At 70.7% G+C, this 16,855-nt stretch carries 12 protein-coding genes and 1 pseudogene; 2 read left to right on the forward strand and 11 right to left on the reverse strand.

The features are described 5' to 3' along the window. Window positions 1-9: 9 nt before the first annotated feature. The 4 genes and pseudogenes from RMT89_RS20300 to RMT89_RS20315 form a co-directional block, all read right to left on the reverse strand. Window positions 10-1,788, reverse strand: coding sequence for a hypothetical protein (locus RMT89_RS20300; protein ID WP_315885157.1), 1,779 nt, complete (start codon window positions 1,786-1,788; stop codon window positions 10-12). Next, a complete protein-coding gene (locus tag RMT89_RS20305) occupies window positions 1,788-2,438 on the reverse strand; it encodes a hypothetical protein (RefSeq protein ID WP_315885158.1) in 651 nt (216 codons plus the stop codon). The genes RMT89_RS20300 and RMT89_RS20305 overlap by 1 nt, the downstream gene beginning before the upstream one ends. A 4-nt stretch (window positions 2,439-2,442) precedes the next feature. After that, window positions 2,443-3,504, reverse strand: coding sequence for a transposase (locus RMT89_RS20310; RefSeq protein WP_315885159.1), 1,062 nt, complete (start codon window positions 3,502-3,504; stop codon window positions 2,443-2,445). A gap of 803 nt (window positions 3,505-4,307) precedes the next feature. Then, window positions 4,308-4,406, reverse strand: a pseudogene (locus tag RMT89_RS20315) (3-oxoadipate enol-lactone hydrolase); the annotation flags it as partial. A gap of 229 nt (window positions 4,407-4,635) precedes the next feature. Between RMT89_RS20315 and RMT89_RS20320 the strand changes: the two are divergent. Beyond that, window positions 4,636-5,685, forward strand: coding sequence for a hypothetical protein (locus RMT89_RS20320; protein WP_315885160.1), 1,050 nt, complete (start codon window positions 4,636-4,638; stop codon window positions 5,683-5,685). 2 nt (window positions 5,686-5,687) lie between these two features. After that, the gene (locus tag RMT89_RS20325; RefSeq protein WP_315885161.1) at window positions 5,688-6,797 is read left to right on the forward strand and encodes a hypothetical protein; all 1,110 of its coding nucleotides are present in this window, start codon (window positions 5,688-5,690) and stop codon (window positions 6,795-6,797) included. 53 nt (window positions 6,798-6,850) lie between these two features. Here RMT89_RS20325 and RMT89_RS20330 read toward each other — a convergent pair whose 3' ends face one another. The 7 genes from RMT89_RS20330 to RMT89_RS20360 form a co-directional block, all read right to left on the reverse strand. After that, window positions 6,851-8,908, reverse strand: a complete 2,058-nt coding sequence (locus RMT89_RS20330) for an SWIM zinc finger family protein (protein WP_315885162.1) — start codon at window positions 8,906-8,908, stop codon at window positions 6,851-6,853. Beyond that, window positions 8,905-11,727, reverse strand: a complete 2,823-nt coding sequence (locus tag RMT89_RS20335) for a DEAD/DEAH box helicase (protein WP_315885163.1) — start codon at window positions 11,725-11,727, stop codon at window positions 8,905-8,907. The genes RMT89_RS20330 and RMT89_RS20335 overlap by 4 nt, the downstream gene beginning before the upstream one ends. Before the next feature lie 376 nt (window positions 11,728-12,103). Continuing rightward, window positions 12,104-12,697 carry a sugar kinase gene (locus RMT89_RS20340; RefSeq protein WP_315885164.1) on the reverse strand — a complete coding sequence of 198 codons (594 nt, stop codon included), beginning with the start codon at window positions 12,695-12,697 and terminating at the stop codon, window positions 12,104-12,106. Next, the gene (locus RMT89_RS20345) at window positions 12,694-13,842 is read right to left on the reverse strand and encodes an ROK family glucokinase (RefSeq protein WP_315885165.1); all 1,149 of its coding nucleotides are present in this window, start codon (window positions 13,840-13,842) and stop codon (window positions 12,694-12,696) included. The genes RMT89_RS20340 and RMT89_RS20345 overlap by 4 nt, the downstream gene beginning before the upstream one ends. Window positions 13,843-13,958: 116 nt before the next feature. Beyond that, window positions 13,959-14,729 (reverse strand): ATP-binding cassette domain-containing protein, encoded by a 771-nt coding sequence (locus tag RMT89_RS20350; RefSeq protein WP_315885166.1) that lies wholly within the window; start codon window positions 14,727-14,729, stop codon window positions 13,959-13,961. Beyond that, the gene (locus RMT89_RS20355) at window positions 14,726-15,757 is read right to left on the reverse strand and encodes an ABC transporter permease (RefSeq protein WP_315885167.1); all 1,032 of its coding nucleotides are present in this window, start codon (window positions 15,755-15,757) and stop codon (window positions 14,726-14,728) included. The genes RMT89_RS20350 and RMT89_RS20355 overlap by 4 nt, the downstream gene beginning before the upstream one ends. Continuing rightward, window positions 15,754-16,767, reverse strand: a complete 1,014-nt coding sequence (locus tag RMT89_RS20360) for a sugar ABC transporter substrate-binding protein (protein WP_315885168.1) — start codon at window positions 16,765-16,767, stop codon at window positions 15,754-15,756. The genes RMT89_RS20355 and RMT89_RS20360 overlap by 4 nt, the downstream gene beginning before the upstream one ends. Window positions 16,768-16,855: the final 88 nt, after the last annotated feature.

Here is a 16,855-nt window from a genome sequence, read left to right on the forward strand (position 1 = left end):
TCAGAATGGTCAGAAGATCACGGAGTGGGTCACTTTTGATCCGCCGTTCGTGAGCCAGTTTTCAGGCGTCGCCGACACGCGGATCACGTCCACGAGGCTCGACATCTCTTCCAGCGACGCCGCCTTCGCAGAGATCGCCACCTTCCACGTACCGATCAGCATGCGCAGAATCCGGGCCCTTGAGAAGCGGTCGGCGACAGCCGCCTCGCTCACCTGCCTCAGGGCGGCTACGGCTTCCATCAGGTACGCCCGCTCACTCGTCCACTCGTACTGCGCACGGAGCGCCTGTACGTGGTTGACGAGGATGCCCAGGTATCCCGGATCGGATGGAGAAACGGAGGCGAGGCCACGACGCGACAGTTCCAAGCAATCCTCAAGAGCCCGGATGTCGTCGGTCAGAAAATAACACTCCATCAGGGCGTTGACGACGGTTGCCAGACAGTTGGGATAGCCGGGGTGACCCGGCGGCGTGACATCGAGCGCGGCGCGGGCCATGCTGACGGCGTCTTCGACAAGGGTGACGTCGCCGGTCAGTTTCAGCAGGCTGACCAGGGCAACTGAGAGGTTCTGGCAATACAGGCCAAAGTGCACGTGCTGGGACGGTGTGACGGCGACCGCATGCCGCGCCGCCTCGATCGCCCGGCCAAGGCCGGCCGCGTTGGTCGTCGACTCGAACCGCCTTCTCAACGCCTCGCCGAGCATGGAGTAGGCCATCCCCGGGTCGGGAACTTCGCCGGAACTCTGCCGGGCAGCTGCTCGCGCGTGGAGCTCGATCGCTTCGGTGATGTCGGCGGTCCGTGCGGTTACGTCAAAGCGCTGCATGAGGGCTGTTGCGAGATTACCCGCGCGAACCGACCAGTTGGCGTCCTCGGCTGAAGTCTGCTCCAAGGCATCTCGTCCGTAGCGGATGGCATTGTCGAGGTGGCGAATGTCCTGGGAGATTGTGTGGGCGACGCGCAGGGCCACCGACAGCCGTGCCAAGAACCTGGAGTGGATTTCTACGCGAGTATGGGCGATCGAGACCGCACTTAAGCTGAGGCTGATGGCCTCCTCGATGGTCTCCAGCGCACCCTGCGCCTCCGCTTTCGTGCGCAGGCAGTTCGACAGATGGTCGGCCAGTTCCGGCCAGTCCCCTTCAGGGCTCTTCGCCAGCGCATGGCGCGCAGCTTCAATGGCCTGCTCAAGCTCCTCAGACTGTCTGGAGTGCTGATACAGCCGGTAGTGGTGGAAAGACAGAACCTGATATCCGGCGACCAGTTCGTGCAGCCACAGGTCTCGGCTGGGATCCTCAGGTTCGACAGTTGATGCCGCGCCTGTGAGCAGTTTGATCGCTAAGTGGAGATCATCCACATCGCCAGACCCCTGATACTCGTCGATCTTCCTGCAGCCGTGGACGAGGGCGTGCTCAGGCGAAGCTGCGATGAAATCTGCCAAGATTTCGTCCGGGACGAGCGCGGGATCGTACTGGTAGGCCACGAACAAGGAAGCCCATGCTTCCACCCATGCGGCTTCTTTCCGCTCTTCAGGAAGCGCGCCGGACCTTAGGAGCTGTACCCACCCGAAGGCGGTGACCGCTTCGATGTCCAGTTCGTTGAGGCTGTCGGCCTGGAGATGCTCGAGCTGGTCAAGCCTCGCGGCGTCGGCCAGGGCGTTCAGCGCAAGATCGGTCTCAGGAGCGAACAGCATTCGGACGAAGTGCTCCGTCGACTCTTGCTCCGCTTTGTCGTGAAGCAGGTGGTGGCGCTCAATGAGCAGTGCTGCAAGCGCCAGCGCCTCATTCCGCCCCATTACTCGGCGCTCGCACCTGGTGGTTCTTCCCTCGTCGCGTCGATGCTCCGCGTGGGTGGGCCGTCGGTCGGCACGATCATCCAGGCGCGGCGAGCGTAGTCCTTCTTAACTAACAGCCAAGCATCGCCGTCGGTGGGAAGCTTGAGGCCGAGGATGGCCACAGCCTCGCGGTCCGTGAGGTCAGCGGGAAGTTGAAAGATGACGCGGCGTACGTCGTCCACCAGCGCTACCTGACCGTCTTCCAGCAAGTGCTCCTCGGCAGCTTGGGCTTCCTTCGACGGCAGGCTTCTGCGTACCCACGCGTAGAGGTCCTCACCCAGCTGCGTAGCCATCCCTTGGAGCATCGGAAGAAGCAAGGACCCTGACAGGAGCGCGAGAAGGGCTTCCCCTATCGAGCGGGTGGGCCCCACCGCATCTGGTGGCTGTGCAGCGGAATCCTGTGACATGTCGCTATGTTGCTCGCCTGCGTCCCCTGCAGGAAGGGGGGCGTAGAGGATACGGGCCTGCGTCCAGGCTGGCCCAAGGCGTTGTGGCCGGAGGTCCTGATCGTCGTGATGCAGGGAGGGCGGCCGGTGCGCTCCTTCCAGTTGCCGCACGGTCAGTTGCTGCCTGATCAGGATGCCGTTGCCCTCAGCGGTCTTGTCGCTCATGGCCTTACGGGTGACGGCCAGTTGGCGGCGCGCGGCGCCAGCCATCACGACAGCCCCTATACGCGGGGTCCTGGCTGTAGCTGTTTGACCAGGTGGAAGACCTCCCGAGCAGCGTAGCGTTTGAGGCAACGGACGATTTCGCGCCAGGTCTTGCCCTCTTTGATCCGGCGCTCGTGTAGTCCTGCGTACGCGGGTCGACCCGCAGGCGGGTGAACACGATCCGGTGGAGCGCGGCGTTGGCCTGCCGGTCGCCGCCGCAGTTGAGGCGACGGTACTGCCGACGTCCCGAGGAACGCTCGACGGGACTGACCCCGCACAAAGCAGCGAAGGACGCCTCACTGTCCAGGCGTTCCGGGTTGTCCTCCACCGTGATCAGCAAGGCGACGGCCGTGTCCGGGCCGACCCCCACCACGTCCAGCAGCTGCGGAGCATGACATTTCACGAGGCGGGCCAGGCGCACGTCCACCTCCCGGATCTGCTCGGAGAGCTGGCCGATCCGGTGAGCCAGCAGACCCAGCGTGACGCGAGTGGCCTGCAGCACCGACTCCTCACCGCCCTCTTCCTGGCTGCTCGCGTCGGCGAACCGCGCACAGGTCCGGAAGAGTTCGGCATTGCCCAGGTGGGCCAGCTCTTCCCGTAGGGCTGGCTCGGCAGTGATGAGGACGGCCTTGAGCTGATTGATGGCCTGGGTACGGGCTTTGACGGCCGACACCTTCGTGGGCTTGTACATTCTCGCGACCTGCACCGGCCCGTCACCCGCTTTCGCCCGGGCGCGTGCCCGCCCGCTCAACACGGCTCGCGCCGCGTTCTGCGCATCAAGCGGATCCGACTTGCCACGCCGACGACGATCTGCCCGATCCATCCAATTCACGTCCAACACGTCCACACCCTGGGCCAGCAGATAGCGCGACAGGGCCGCCCCGTAGGAACCGGTCCCCTCCACCCCGGCCCGCCTCACCACACCCGACTTCCTGGCCCACTTCAGCAGATCCCGGTACCCGGCTGCGGTGGCCGGGAACTCGTCGGTGGCCAGCACTGCCCCGGTCGCGGAGAGCACCGCAGCCACGTGGGCATCCCTGTGCGTGTCCACTCCCAGCACCACCTCTCCCGCAGGACGGCGACTACGGGACTGCGGGGCGAGTGACGTACTGGGCTCGGTCGAAGTGGACATGCCCGTTCTCCCTTCCGATCCGATGACGTGTCGCGTTGCCGGTACCGGGCCGCGTCGGGCGGTCAGAATCTCGAGGACGTCACAACAATCGACAGGCCCCTATCGGTACACACCCCGCCAGCCCGGCACCGACAACGCACCATCCCCGGCCAACAGCCGACACTGCGAGATTCAGACGCTCGGGTCAGAGATGTCATGAGTCAGACCCCAGACCTGGGACAGCACCCACTGATCCTCCCGCCCGTCACAGCATCCCCGCCCAGAAACAGGGAGCATGCACAGTCCCAGCTCTTGGGGCATCGTGGATCTGACACCGGCCGATCGTTATGCGGCACAGAGGCTGGCATCTTGGTTCAGGTTGCTTCACGAGCAGTGCGGCCTCGCACTCACCTGGGCGCCATAGGGCAGGGGCCAACACTCGGGCATTCGGGCCGATTCGCAGCAGGCGGCCGACCAGCAACGCTGCTCGCGGCGGGCATTCCAGGCGCTCGCAAACGCCGCATCGGTGTAAGCGGACCTCGCCGCTGGCGAACGCTGAGGCCCCCTGCCAGCACCTGGCCGGCGGGGGGCTTCAGTGACCCTCACGTGTCACATTGCTGTCACCAACACCGACGACGCACATGGACCACAAAGGCCACACCCGCGTAAACGGCGTCGATCTGGACCACGTGGACGCCAAAAGACGGTTCCGCCTACCTGTGCCAGGTGGTGCCCAGCGACGGACCGAGGATGAGGACCGGGGCGTCTTCCGGGCCGTCGAAGCGGTATTGCAGGGTGTTCGTCACGCTCTCACTCACGCCCTGCACGCTCTCACATCCCACCCTTTCTCACGCGCTTGGGTCGGAACCCCGTGCAACCCGTCCCATGTTGTGGCGGCTCCGCGAAGATCCTCTGCGCCAGGCTTCACGTACCACTTCCTGCCCGGCGGGATCCCCGGCGGCCCGAGCCCTGATCGGCCGAAATGCCGTCTGTTCACGGGTGGGCGGCGCCCATAGGCTCTGCGACCTTCGCGTAGTGGGGGGTCTCGTGAACGGTCTCCGAGCGGTCATCGTCTGTCTTGTGATCGCCTGCGCCTCGGTGGTGTCGCCGGCTGTTGCTGTGACGCCGAGCTGGTCGGCGCTGCCGGTGCCGGCGGCGGCTCCGCCGGTGACCGTGTCCGATCTCGCCGCGCGCGGGCCTGGAGAGGCGTGGGCGAGCGGGTACGAGCACGCCACCGACGGACTGCGGCCGATGCTGTACCGGTGGGACGGCACTGCGTGGAGCCGGGACGCGACCTTCCCCGGCGCCGGTGAGCCGGGTTGGCTCGGCAGGGTGCAGTTCGTCGGCGAGGAGATGTGGATCTTCCACAACCGCGCCGGAGCTGGGGAGATCCTGCGCCGGTCGGCCGGTGGGTGGAGCTCCGTCCCGTTGCCGCAGACCCTGTGGACCTACCAGGACTTCACCGCGGTGCCGGGTGCCGCGTGGGTGGTCGGTGAGGACGACACCGGGCTGAAGGTGTTGCGCTACGACGGTTCCGGCTGGACCACGCAGGCCACCCCGGACGGTGTGCTGTACCTGATGGGGATCACCGCCCGTACGGCCACCGACGCCTGGGCCTGGGCCGACACCAGCACCGGGACCACCGTCCTGCGCTGGGACGGCGCGGTGTGGCGGGACGCGCGGGTGCCGCTGCCGCCGGACAGCAACGTGCACACGATGATGCTCGAACCGTCCGGCAGGGTCACGATCGGCGGCAGCCAGTACACCGACGGCGTCGCCCGCACCTACCTGATGACCTTCAACGGCCGCGCCTGGCGCACCACTTACCCGCCGCTGGGTGACACCTACACCGAGGCCATGGAGCGCGGCCCGGACGGCGCGCTGTGGCTGCCGGTGCGCAGCGACCGCGCCTTCCAGTCGAAGTACGCGCAGGTGGACGGCCGCCGCACCACCTTCTCCTACGGTCCGGAGCGCAGAGACGCGATCGACGTCAAACCGCGTGCCCTGGCGAGGGCCGGGTCCTCGCTGCTGTCCTTCGGGACCGTTGAGATCTACGGCTCGAAACCGAACCTGATGAGCGAGCGGCTGGGAGGCTGACCATGGCACGCAGACTTCTCGTCGCGGCCCTCGCTGTCGCCATGACCGTCATCTCCGTCATGACCTCGGCCGCCGCGGAGACCGGGTCCTGGCAGCACGTTCCGGTCCCGGCACAGGTACGCCCCCAGGCCGGGCTGAACGAGGCCGTGGCGTTCGGCCCTGACCGGGCGTGGGCGGTGGGTGCCGACGCCGTCGGCCGCGAGGCGCCGGGCTTCCCGCTGGCGCTGCGCTGGGACGGAACCGCGTGGCAGCGCCAGGCTCTGCCCGGGGCCGGCCGGCAGGGAGAGCTGCTGTCCATCGCCGCGGCGTCACCGACCGCCCTCTGGGCCGTCGGCCGCGACTCGGCGGGCGGCGCCCGTCTGCTCCGCTCCGACGGCACCGCCTGGTCCGAGAGCCGGCCGCCGCGCGGAGTCGTACTGACCAAAGTCGTCGCCGGCGGGGGCGAGACCTGGCTGATCGGCTCGCGGGACGGCGCGCAGGCCTTGCTGCGCTGGGACGGGCGCGGCTGGCGTGATCTTCCGGTGCCGCCGGGATCCGTGTACGGCCTGCACATCCTGGCGGCCGACGACGTCTGGGCGGCGGGCGCCACCGACTCGGGTGCGGCCGTGTCGCACTGGGACGGACAGGCGTGGCAGCAGACGATCGTGTACGGGTTCCCGCGGTCGGCGGTGGGCAGTGTGCTGGCGGTCTCGCCGACGCAGGTGTGGGCGGGCGGCACGGCCGGGTTCGTCGGCGGCCCGGTGGGGCGGCCGATTCCGCCGCTGCTGGTCCGCTTCGACGGGCAGGCGTGGAACCGGGTGACCGTGCCCACCGACTTCGGCTCGATCAGCTCACTGGCGCCCGATACGTCCGGCGCGCTGGCCTGGGTCGCGGTGGCGCGCTCGCAGAAGTGGGGCCCGCCGGGCAGCTATCCGCCGTTCGTCCCCGGCCCGGACTTCCTTGCCTGGAACGGAGAGACGTTCGCCGAGTACAGCGAACCGGCGGTGGCCGGCGAGGGTGACTCCTCGGTGCTGCGGCTGGCACCGGTGCCGGGCACGGAGACGGTGTGGTCGGTGGGCCGCGCCGACGGTCCCGAGGGCACCTTCGCCCCGCGGATCCTGCGGTTCGGCTGAGGCCTCCGGCTGAGACGGAGGGTGAGGACCGGGCCGCCGTCGCGGTCGCCGCCTCATGGTTCGACGGGGCCGCCCAGACCGGTCAGCGCGCCGACCGGGTCCAGGTCCGGGGTGCCGCGGGGCCACCAGTCGTCGTGGCCCGGCTCCGACTCGTAGGCGTACCAGAGGCCGTCGCGGCCGAGGCGGAGCTGGACATGGCCGCGGGGGTGGGTGAGGCGGTTGCGCCAGGGGCGGAAGGCGGGGAGGTCGGCGGCGAGGAGGAGCGGGCGGGCGCGGTCGAAGCGGCCGGCCGGCGGGTCCCAGGCCTCTTCCAGTACGGCGAGTCCCGCCGCGCCGCCCTGGCGCCACGCGGCGACCGCCCGGGCCAGTTCGGCGGGCGTGCGCTCGGCCGCGGAGGCGAGCGAGGAGTACAGGGCACGGGTGCCCGCGGTGAGGCCGGAACCGGGGCGGGCCGCGGCGATCCTCACGGCGTCCTGCCACAGCGTCAGCTCCGCGAGCGGGTCGCGTCCGGTGCCGAGCAGCGCGTGCGCCCGGGCGGCAGCGTCGGTGGCCAGCTGGTCCAGCGCGAACGGGTCCGGGCCGCCCGGCGCCGCCGGATACACCGGGGGCTGCTCGGGGTACGGTGGCACGGGCAACGGCGAGGGGAGGGGCGGGAGTTCGCGGGGCGCGAGAGCCTTGCTCGCCCGTACGCCCGGCAGCGGCGCGGGCTCCCGGTCCTGCGCGGCACGGGCCGCCCTCGCGGCGCTGAGGCGGGACAGCGCGTCGAGCAGCTCGCGCTCACCGCGGCCACGCAGCAGGAGCAGGACGAAGGGGTCGGCGTCGAGCAGACGTGCCGTCTGATAGCAGAGCGCGGCCGCGTGCTTGCACGGGTGCCCCGAGTCCGGGCAGCTGCAACGGGGGTCCAGATCCCGCGGCCCGGGCAGCAACGGCACTCCGCACTCGGCGAGGGAGTGCGGCATCTCCTTGTCGAGCAGCGCGGCGATGTGCCCGGGCCGCTCGGCGGCGACGTCCAGGAACCGGTTCCATTCGGCGTCGTCGAGCGTCCGCAAGCGCACCTGCACGCGATACGGCCGAGGCCGGCTGCCCTTCACATACGCGAGGACCAGCCCGGGCGTGACGGTGATGGCGTCCACATGCCCCTGCTCGGCGTACCCACGCCCCCGCGCGAGCCGCTTGCCGTCGAGCGCCCCTTCTTCCAGGGCCGACACCCAGGCGTTGCCCCACCAGGTCTCGGCGAACCCGGCGTCGCCGGACGGCCGGGGCGGGAAGGCGGGGAACGTACGCCGGAGGTCGCCGTCCCGGGAGGGGGCGGCCATGGTGCGGGGGCGGCTGGGGGTTGCCTGGGTGTCCGGGCCACCGAAAGCGCCGAAGGGCGGGGCGCCGGGCGCGGACGTCGCACGATGGACGGGCGTCGCGTCGACAGCGAACGAAGGGGAATCGTCGTCGTCGGCCGGGCTGTCCGCCCTCCCCCGGCCGCTTCTTGGGACCGAGCCGCCGCCACGCGGTGCCGGCCGGCCCCCGTCCGGGACTGCCGTTCGATCCTCGCGGCTCTCTGTCAGCGGAGCGTCGTCGTCACGGTCCTGGAGGACGCCCGCGGCGGAGCGGGTCTCGGTGGGCTCCTCCTGCGGCGACTCCGCCTCGGCGGGCAGCCGGAAGGCGTCCGCGAGCAGCTCCCGCAGGGCCCGCGCCCGGGCCGCGGGCACGTCACTCCGGGTTGGGTGCGGGGGGCGGTGGGCAGTATGCGCGGGCCCTGCAACCGGGTTGGCCGGGTCCGGCTCGGTCCGGCGCCTGTCGCGGCGCGCGGCACGCAGCGCCTCCCGCGCGACGTCCGCGGGGCGCGCCGCGGGTTGGTCGGCAGGGCTCGCCCCATGGGCCGGTGCGGGTGTGCCCGCCCCGGCAGACGTATCGGTGTGCTGCGTGGCGGCACGCCGCAGTGCCGCGCGCGCCGCGTCGGCCGGGTGGGTCTCCTGCTTCTCGGCCGACGCGTCGGGCCCCCCCGCGCCCTCCGCCGGCTTCGCTCCCGTCCCCTCAGGCGCTTCGGCTCGCTGTGTCGATCGCTCCCGCGCCGCCCGCAACGCGCGTCGGGCCTCCTCCGACGGACGCGGTGTCATGACGTCCTCCGCAGGGAGACCAGGTCGGACAGTTCGCGGTCCGTCAGTTCCGTGAGGGCCGATTCGCCGGAGCCCAGGATCGCGTCGGCCAGCGCCCGCTTGGACTCCAGCATCTGCGCGATACGGTCCTCGATCGTGCCCTCCGTGATGAGGCGGTGGACCTGGACCGGCTGGGTCTGGCCGATGCGGTAGGCGCGGTCGGTGGCCTGTTCCTCCACGGCCGGGTTCCACCAGCGGTCGAAGTGGACGACATGACCGGCCCGGGTGAGGTTCAGGCCGGTGCCGGCCGCCTTCAGGGAGAGCACCAGGACCGGGGTCTCGCCCGCCTGGAAGCGGTCCACCATGCGCTCGCGCTCGGGGATGGGGGTGCCGCCGTGGAGGAGGTCCACGGGGACCGCGCGGGAGGCGAGGTGGGAGGTGATCAGACGGGCCATCCCCACGTACTGGGTGAAGACGAGCGCCGAGCCGTCCTCCGACAGCAGCGTGTCCAGGAGTTCGTCCAGCAGCGCCAGCTTGCCCGAGCGGGTCACCAGGGCTTCGGCCGCTGCGGGTTCCTTCAGGTACAGCGCAGGGTGGTCGCAGATCTGCTTGAGCGCCGAGAGCAGCTTCAGGACCAGGCCCCTGCGCGCCATGCCCTCCGCCGTCTCGATGGCGAGCATCGACTCCCGCACCACCGCCTCGTACAGCGCGGCCTGTTCGCGGGTGAGCGGCACCGGGTGGTCGGTCTCCGTCTTGGGCGGCAGTTCCGGGACGATCCCGGGGTCGGACTTCTTGCGGCGCAGAAGGAAGGGCCGCACCAGTCGCGCCAGCCGCTCGACGGCCTCCTCGTCCTCGCCGTTCTCCACGGCACGCGCGTGCCGGGCGCGGAAGGACTTCAGGGGGCCGAGCAGTCCCGGGGTCGTCCAGTCCAGCAGCGCCCACAGCTCGGAGAGGTTGTTCTCGACCGGTGTGCCGGTCAGCGCCACGCGCGCCGGCGTCCCGATCGTGCGCAGCGCCTTCGCGGTGGCCGAGTACGGGTTCTTCACGTGCTGTGCCTCGTCCGCGACGACCATGCCCCAGGCCTGCTGGGCGAGGACGGGCGCCGCCGACCGCATGGTGCCGTACGTGGTGAGGACGAAGCCCCCGGCCAGGTCGTCCAGGGTGCGGTCGGGGCCGTGGAAGCGGCGGACGGGGACGCCGGGCGCGAAGCGGGTGATCTCGCGCTGCCAGTTGCCGAGCAGGGAGGCCGGGCAGACCACGAGGGTCGGTTCGCTGCGGGCCCGCTTCAGGTGCAGGGCGATGAGGGTGATGGTCTTGCCGAGTCCCATGTCGTCGGCGAGACAGCCGCCGAGGCCGAGGGAGGTCATGAGGTCGAGCCAGGCCAGGCCCCGGAGTTGGTAGTCGCGCAGGGTGGCGTCCAGGCCCGGGGGCGGCGCGGCGGGGCGGACGCCCGCCGTCAGCCGGTCGCGCAGGGCGGCGAGGGCGCCGACGGGCACCGCCTCCACCGATTCGCCGTCGACCTCCGCCGTGCCGGTGAGGGCGGCGGACAGCGCGTCGACCGGGTCGAGCAGGCCCAGTTCCCGCTTACGGGCCTTGCGCACCAGGGCCGGGTCCACCAGCACCCAGTGGTCGCGCAGCCGGACGACCGGGCGGTGCGCCTCGGCGAGCGCGTCCATCTCGGCCTCGCTGAGCGGTTCCCCGCCGAGCGCCAACTGCCAGCGGAACTGGAGCAGTTCCTCGCTCTCGAAGAAGCCGGTGCCGTCGGTCGCCGAGCCCGGCGCGGGTCGTACCACCGCGGCGGCGGTGAGGTCCTGGGCGAGGTCCCGGGGCCAGTGCACCCCGACGCCCGCCGCCGCGAGCCGGGTCGCCGCCACGCCCAGCAGATCGCCCAACTCCTCGTCGGACAGGGCCAGTACGTCGGGCACGTCCTGCTCGGCGAGCCGGTCCAGGGGCGGCCAGACACGGGCCGCGCGGCGCACCGCGAGGGCCGCGTCGACCCGCGCGCGGGGGCCGAAGGCCGTGTCCGCCTCACCCGCCCACAGCGCGGCCGCGTCGGCGACCAGGGTGGGGTCGGCGAGGCTGTGCACCTGGACGACCGCGGCGCCCGCGCTGCGCACGCCCTCCTCGGCGTCGAACAGCTCATGCGCCGCCAGGTCAAGGCGCAGCGAGATCCTGACGCCCGCGTCCATCCCGGCGGCGACCTCGGCCGCCCAGTCGTGGGCCTCGGGCAGACGCTGCGGCCGGCGGTCCGCGAAGGGCTTCCCGGAGGCGTACGGAGCGGCCGGGGTGCGGGGCAGGGTGTCCGCGACCGCGTCCAGGAAGGACCGCATCAACGCTTCCGGCTCGGGCAGCCGGAGCGGTCCCGGGCCGGGCAGCGGGACCGCGTGGCCTTCGTACGGCAGGGCGGCGGCGATGGCCCGCAGGTGCGCGATGTCGTCCGGTTCGAGGGGTCCGGCCCGCCAGGCGTCGTGGCCCGTCGGCGTCAGTCCGGGCAGGAGCCGGCCGCGCGCGGTGAGCCGGAGCGCGTGCTGGGCGGCGGCGCCCCAGGCGGCGGTGGCGGGGTGGGCGGCGGGGTCGCGCCGGGCGCGCACGAGGACGGGCAGCGCGGTGTCGAGCGGGAGGGTGAGCGCGGGGGCGGGCCTGCGGCGGACTCCGGAGCCGTGCCGCCGTACCACCGTCAGCTCGGTGGGTTCCGGGCCCACGGGCAGGGGGCCTTCCTCGGGGTCCCAGAAGGCGATCCGGCCCTCGCGCGGGAGGGCCGCGGGCAGGAAGACGGCGGCGAGGCGCACGGGGACCGCCTCCGCCGTACGGAGACCGTCTGCTTCAGCCGTATGACTCATACTCCCTGCCACCTCCCGTCCCTTGAGTCGGACCAGTCGTCTTCGACTCTACGGGCGGGGTCTGACAACCGGCTCCGCCGACCGGCCCGGGCGGGGCCGGGCCGGCTAGGGGGTGTTTTGAAAGTCCTGTGCGGTGCCCGCGGTGTTCGGTGCGTGCCCTCGGCGTGCCGGACGAAGGCCCTCGTACTGGACGTACTTGGGTCTTTGGCCGGTGCGGCGAGGGTGCGTGCCGGGCGCCGTGGGTGCTGTGCGGGACTTTCAAAACACCCCCTAGGAGCGTGTGCCGCTCATCGGCCCCACAGGCGCTGACCGGGCGACCACGGCCGATCCCGCCGATCACGACCTCCCGGCAGTTGCCCGTTACTGAGACACGCTCCTAGGGAACCGTGCGGGAGACGATGTAGATCATGGGGTACGTCGGGTTCGCCGTGTTCACCACGATGTACTGCGTGGGCGCCGGGTTCTTCTGCTCGCGGACGAGCCCGAAGTAGGGGCCGGGCCGGGAGCCCTCGCCCGCGAACCTCCAGCCGCTGACCTTCTGGTCGCGGGCGCCGATCGTGATGTCGTCCCGCTTCAGGCCGGCCCGGCTCAGCCCGAGCTCGGCGAGGAAGGCGTCCAGACCGGCCTGCGTGGTCTGGAACTGGACGTAGAGCCGGCTGGTGCGCCAGTTGTTCGTCTCGTAGTACGCGACCTGGTTCGCCGGGTGCGGGACCGGCACCTGGTAGAGGCGGCTCTGGACCTTGGACGGCCAGCCCTCGGTGAGCCCCGTCGCCGAGTACTTGGCCTCCTTGTCCTTGCCGCTGTCCCGGCTCTGGTTGGCGGAGATCACCAGATAGCCGGCCGGGACGCCGATGAGCAGCCCGATGATGAGCAGGGTGAGCGCCCTGCGGCGGACCTTGTGGCGCCGGTCCTCGGCGGGCCGGGACGGCTCGTCCGCCGGGTCGGACTGACGGGGCAGATCAGGGGTCACGCGGGCCCCTGCGACGCGCGGCGGGACGACACATACCGCTCGTAGCGCTCATGGCGCTCCACCCGGCGCCGGTTGGCGCGCCGGAAGCGGCGGGCGACCAGGCGGGCGAGGTCGGCGGCGCCGACCATGCCGGCCTCGGGGCCGAGCTGGGCGCGCGCGATCCGGGCCTCGGGGCGGTAGCCGCGGCCGGTCAGATGACGCTTGAAGGCGTCCCGCGCGGGGCCGATCAGCAGGTCGTCGGCGGCCGAGACACCGCCGCCGATGACGAAGCAGGACGGGTCGAGGGCCGCCGCCAGGTTGGCGATGCCGACGCCGAGCCACTGGCCGATGTCCTGGAGCAGCTCGATGCACATGGCGTCGCCCTCGCGGGCCAGCTCGGTGATCATCGGGCCGGTGATGTCGGCGATGTTGCCCTTGACGTGCTCGATGATCCCGTACGCCACCGGGGAGTCGGCCGCGGCCAGTTCACGTGCCTCGCGCACCAGCGCGTTGCCGGAGCTGTACTGCTCCCAGCAGCCGCGGTTGCCGCACGGGCAGCGGTGGCCGCCGGGCACTACCTGCATATGGCCGAACTCACCGGCCACACCGAACTTGCCGCGCTTGACCTGTCCGTCCTCCAGGATCGCGCCGCCGATTCCGGTGCCCAGCGTGATCATCACGAGGTGGTCCTCGCCGCGGCCCGCGCCGAAGCGCCACTCCGCCCAGGCGGCGGTGTTGGCGTCGTTGTCGACCAGCACCGGCACGGCGAGCCGCCCGGCGAGACGGTCCCTGAGCGGCTCGTTGCGCCAGGACAGGTGCGGGGCGAACAGGACGCGGTTGCGGTCGGCGTCGACCCAGCCGGCCGCGCCGATGCCGACGGCGTGCACGTCGTGCCGGTCGGACAGGTCCAGCACCAGCTCGACGATGGTGTCCTCGACGACCCTGGGGCTCTTGGACTTGTCCGGGGTCTCCGCGCGGAGCTTCTCCAGGATGTTGCCGTCGGCGTCCACGACGCCGGCCATCACCTTGGTGCCGCCGATGTCGATGCCGACTGTCGGCACCCGGGGCGCCGTCAGATGGGAGCGGCGTTCACGGGTGCCCACCGTGCGGAGCGCGGGTGCGCGGCGGGAGCCGATGGGGGCGTTGAAGGTGCCGTAGGTGCTCATCGCGGTTGATTCTGCCTCACCGTCGGTGTGGGTGCCGTAGGGGAAACAATGGGGTGGTTCAGGTCGTACGCCGTCTCCATGGTGTATGTCGTTGCTCGCGCGGTTCCCCGCGCCCCTCAGCGGCGTTCCAGTTCATGGCGTAGATCATCGAGGTCGTTTCCGCCTGCCATCTGCCTGGTCAGCTCGTCCAGGGTGATCTCGTGCCGCTCGTGGTTGCCGACCATCGTGCCCCTCTTCAGCAGCACGAAGCGGTCGCCGACCATATACGCGTGGTGCGGGTTGTGTGTGATGAACACAACGCCCAGGCCCTCTTCCCGGGCCGTGGCCACGAGCTTCAGGACCTCGCCGGACTGCTTCACGCCGAGCGCCGCCGTCGGTTCGTCCAGGACCAGGACCCGCGCGCCGAAGTGCACGGCCCGCGCGATGGCCACGCACTGGCGTTCACCGCCGGAGAGGGTGCCGATGGGCTGGTCGACGTCCCGGAGGTCGATTCCCATGGTGCGCAGCTCCGCCCACGTGGCGCGGCGCATGTAGTCGACGTCCAGGCGCTTGAAGGGGCCCACGCCCTTGCGGGGTTCGGAGCCGAGGAAGAAGTTCCGCCAGACCGGCATCAGCGGGACGACGGCCAGGTCCTGGTAGACCGTGGCGATACCGCGGTCCAGGGCCTCGCGCGGGGAGGAGAGCTTCGTCTCCTCGCCGTCCAGGCGCAGGGTGCCGCCGTCGTGCTGGTGCAGCCCCGAGATGATCTTGATCAGGGTGGACTTGCCCGCGCCGTTGTCGCCGAGGACGCAGGTGATCTCGCCCTCGTCGACCTCCAGGGAGACGCCTTCGAGGGCGCGGATGTTGCCGTAGTGCTTGCTGACGTCCGCCAGCTCGACGAGTGTCACTCGGTGGCCTCCGCGCGCTTGCGGACCCAGGCGTTGAGCAGGGTCGCGAGGAGCAGCATCGCTCCGAGGAAGAACTTGAACCAGTCGGGGTTCCACTCGGCGTAGACGATGCCCTTGCTGGTCATGCCGAAGATGAACGCGCCGACCGCCGATCCGACCGCGCTGCCGTAGCCGCCGGTGATCAGACAGCCGCCGATGACGGCCCCGATGATGTAGATCAGCTCGTTGCCGACGCCCTCGCCGGACTGGACGACGTCGTACGAGAAGAGCAGGTGCTGGCCGGAGATCCAGGCGCCGAGGGCGACGCCCATGTAGAGGCCGATCTTGGTCTTGGCGACCGGGACACCGACCGCGCGGGCCGCGTCCTGGTTGCCGCCGACCGCGAAGATCCAGTTGCCGGCGCGGGTGCGCAGCAGGATCCAGGACGCGAGGGCGACCAGGCCCAGCCACCACAGGATCGTGATCTTGAAGTCGACGCCGCCGATGGTCAGCGTCGAGGCGAAGACGTCACGCGCGCTCTCGAAGCCCTCCATGTCGGCGATCGACTTGGTGGAGACCGTGCCGTCGATCAGCTTGGTGAAGCCGAGGTTCATGCCGGTCAGCATCAGGAAGGTGCCGAGCGTGATGATGAAGCTCGGCAGCCTGGTGCGGGTGAGCATGATGCCGTTGAAGGCGCCGATGGCCAGGGTGACCAGGAGCGAGACCCCTACGCCGACCCAGGTGTCGGCGGTCATCTGGTAGCTGAACATCGAGGACACGAGGGCCGACGAGGTCACCATGACGCCCGCCGACAGGTCGAACTCGCCGCCGATCATCAGCAGGGCGACGGGGACCGCCATGATGCCGATCGTCGAGGAGGCGTACAGGACCGTGCTCAGGCTGGCGGCGCGCAGGAAGCCGTCGGCGACGAGCGCGAAGAAGACGAAGACGGCGATCGCGCCGACGACCGAGCCGAGTTCGGGGCGGCTCAGCAGCTTGCGGAGGGGGGACGTTTCGAGGAGTCGCTCGTCCACCGTGGTCGCGCTCATCGGGTGCCCCGCTCGGTGTACTCCTCCAGCGCGGCGGCCTGGTCCTTGGTGATGATCTGCGGACCGGTGAGCACCGGCTTGCCGCCGCCGAGGACGTCGTCGTTGTACTTGTACAGCCACAGCAGGTCCACGGCCTCGTAGCCCTGGAGGTAGGGCTGCTGGTCCACGGCGAAGCCGAGCGTGCCGTCCTTGAGCGAGGCCGCCACCTTGGCGTTGAGGTCGAAGGTGTCGATCTCGGCGTCGCTGCCGGCGCCCTGCTTGGCCTTGACGGCGGTGTCGGCGTACGGGGCGCCGAGCGTGACGACCGAGTCGATGGAGCTGTCGGCCTGGAGCTTGGCCTCGATGGCGGACTGCACGTCCGGCATGCTCGTGCCGTTGACGTACAGGTCCTGGACGGTGCCGTCGAAGGTCTTCTTCACGCCGTCGCAGCGCTGTTCGTGCCCGACGTTGCCCTGCTCGTGCAGCACACACACGGTCTTCTTGCGGCCGCGCTTGTTCAGCTCCTCGCCGACGGCCTCGCCGGCGATGGTCTCGTCCTGGCCGATGTGGGTGAGCGCGCCGAAAGCCTTGGACACCTCCGAGCCGGAGTTCACGGTGATCACCGGGATGCCGGCCTTGCGGGCGCGGGCCACGGCCGCCTTCATGGCGTCCGGCTTGGCGAGGGTGACGATGATCCCGTCGACCTGCTTGTCCACGGCGGCGTCGACGAGCTGCGCCTGCTGCTGGGCCTCGTCGTCGTGGGAGTACAGGAAGTTGATGTTGTCCTTGACGGCGGCCTGCTTGGCGCCGTTCTGGACGATGTCCCAGAAGGTGTCGCCATCACCGGAGTGGGTGATCATCGCGAAGGTCCAGCGGGGGGTGTTCACCGCCGCCTTGCCCTGGGCCGCCGCGGCCTTGCGGGCGTCCTCGGCGCGTTTGCCGCCGGTGCTGCTGCAGCCGGCCGTCGACAAGGCGGTCGCACAGAGTGCCCCCGCCAACGCGATCCCTGTCCAGGTCCGAAACCGTGCCACGAGGACGTGCCCTTCTTGCTGTGTTCAGTGGTGCGCGTGGGCCCGGTGACCTCGGTGATCTCACCAGACCCAAACGCCCCAGTATCGA

It is taken from the genome of Streptomyces sp. P17, assembly GCF_032436805.1.
Classification (GTDB): domain Bacteria; phylum Actinomycetota; class Actinomycetes; order Streptomycetales; family Streptomycetaceae; genus Streptomyces.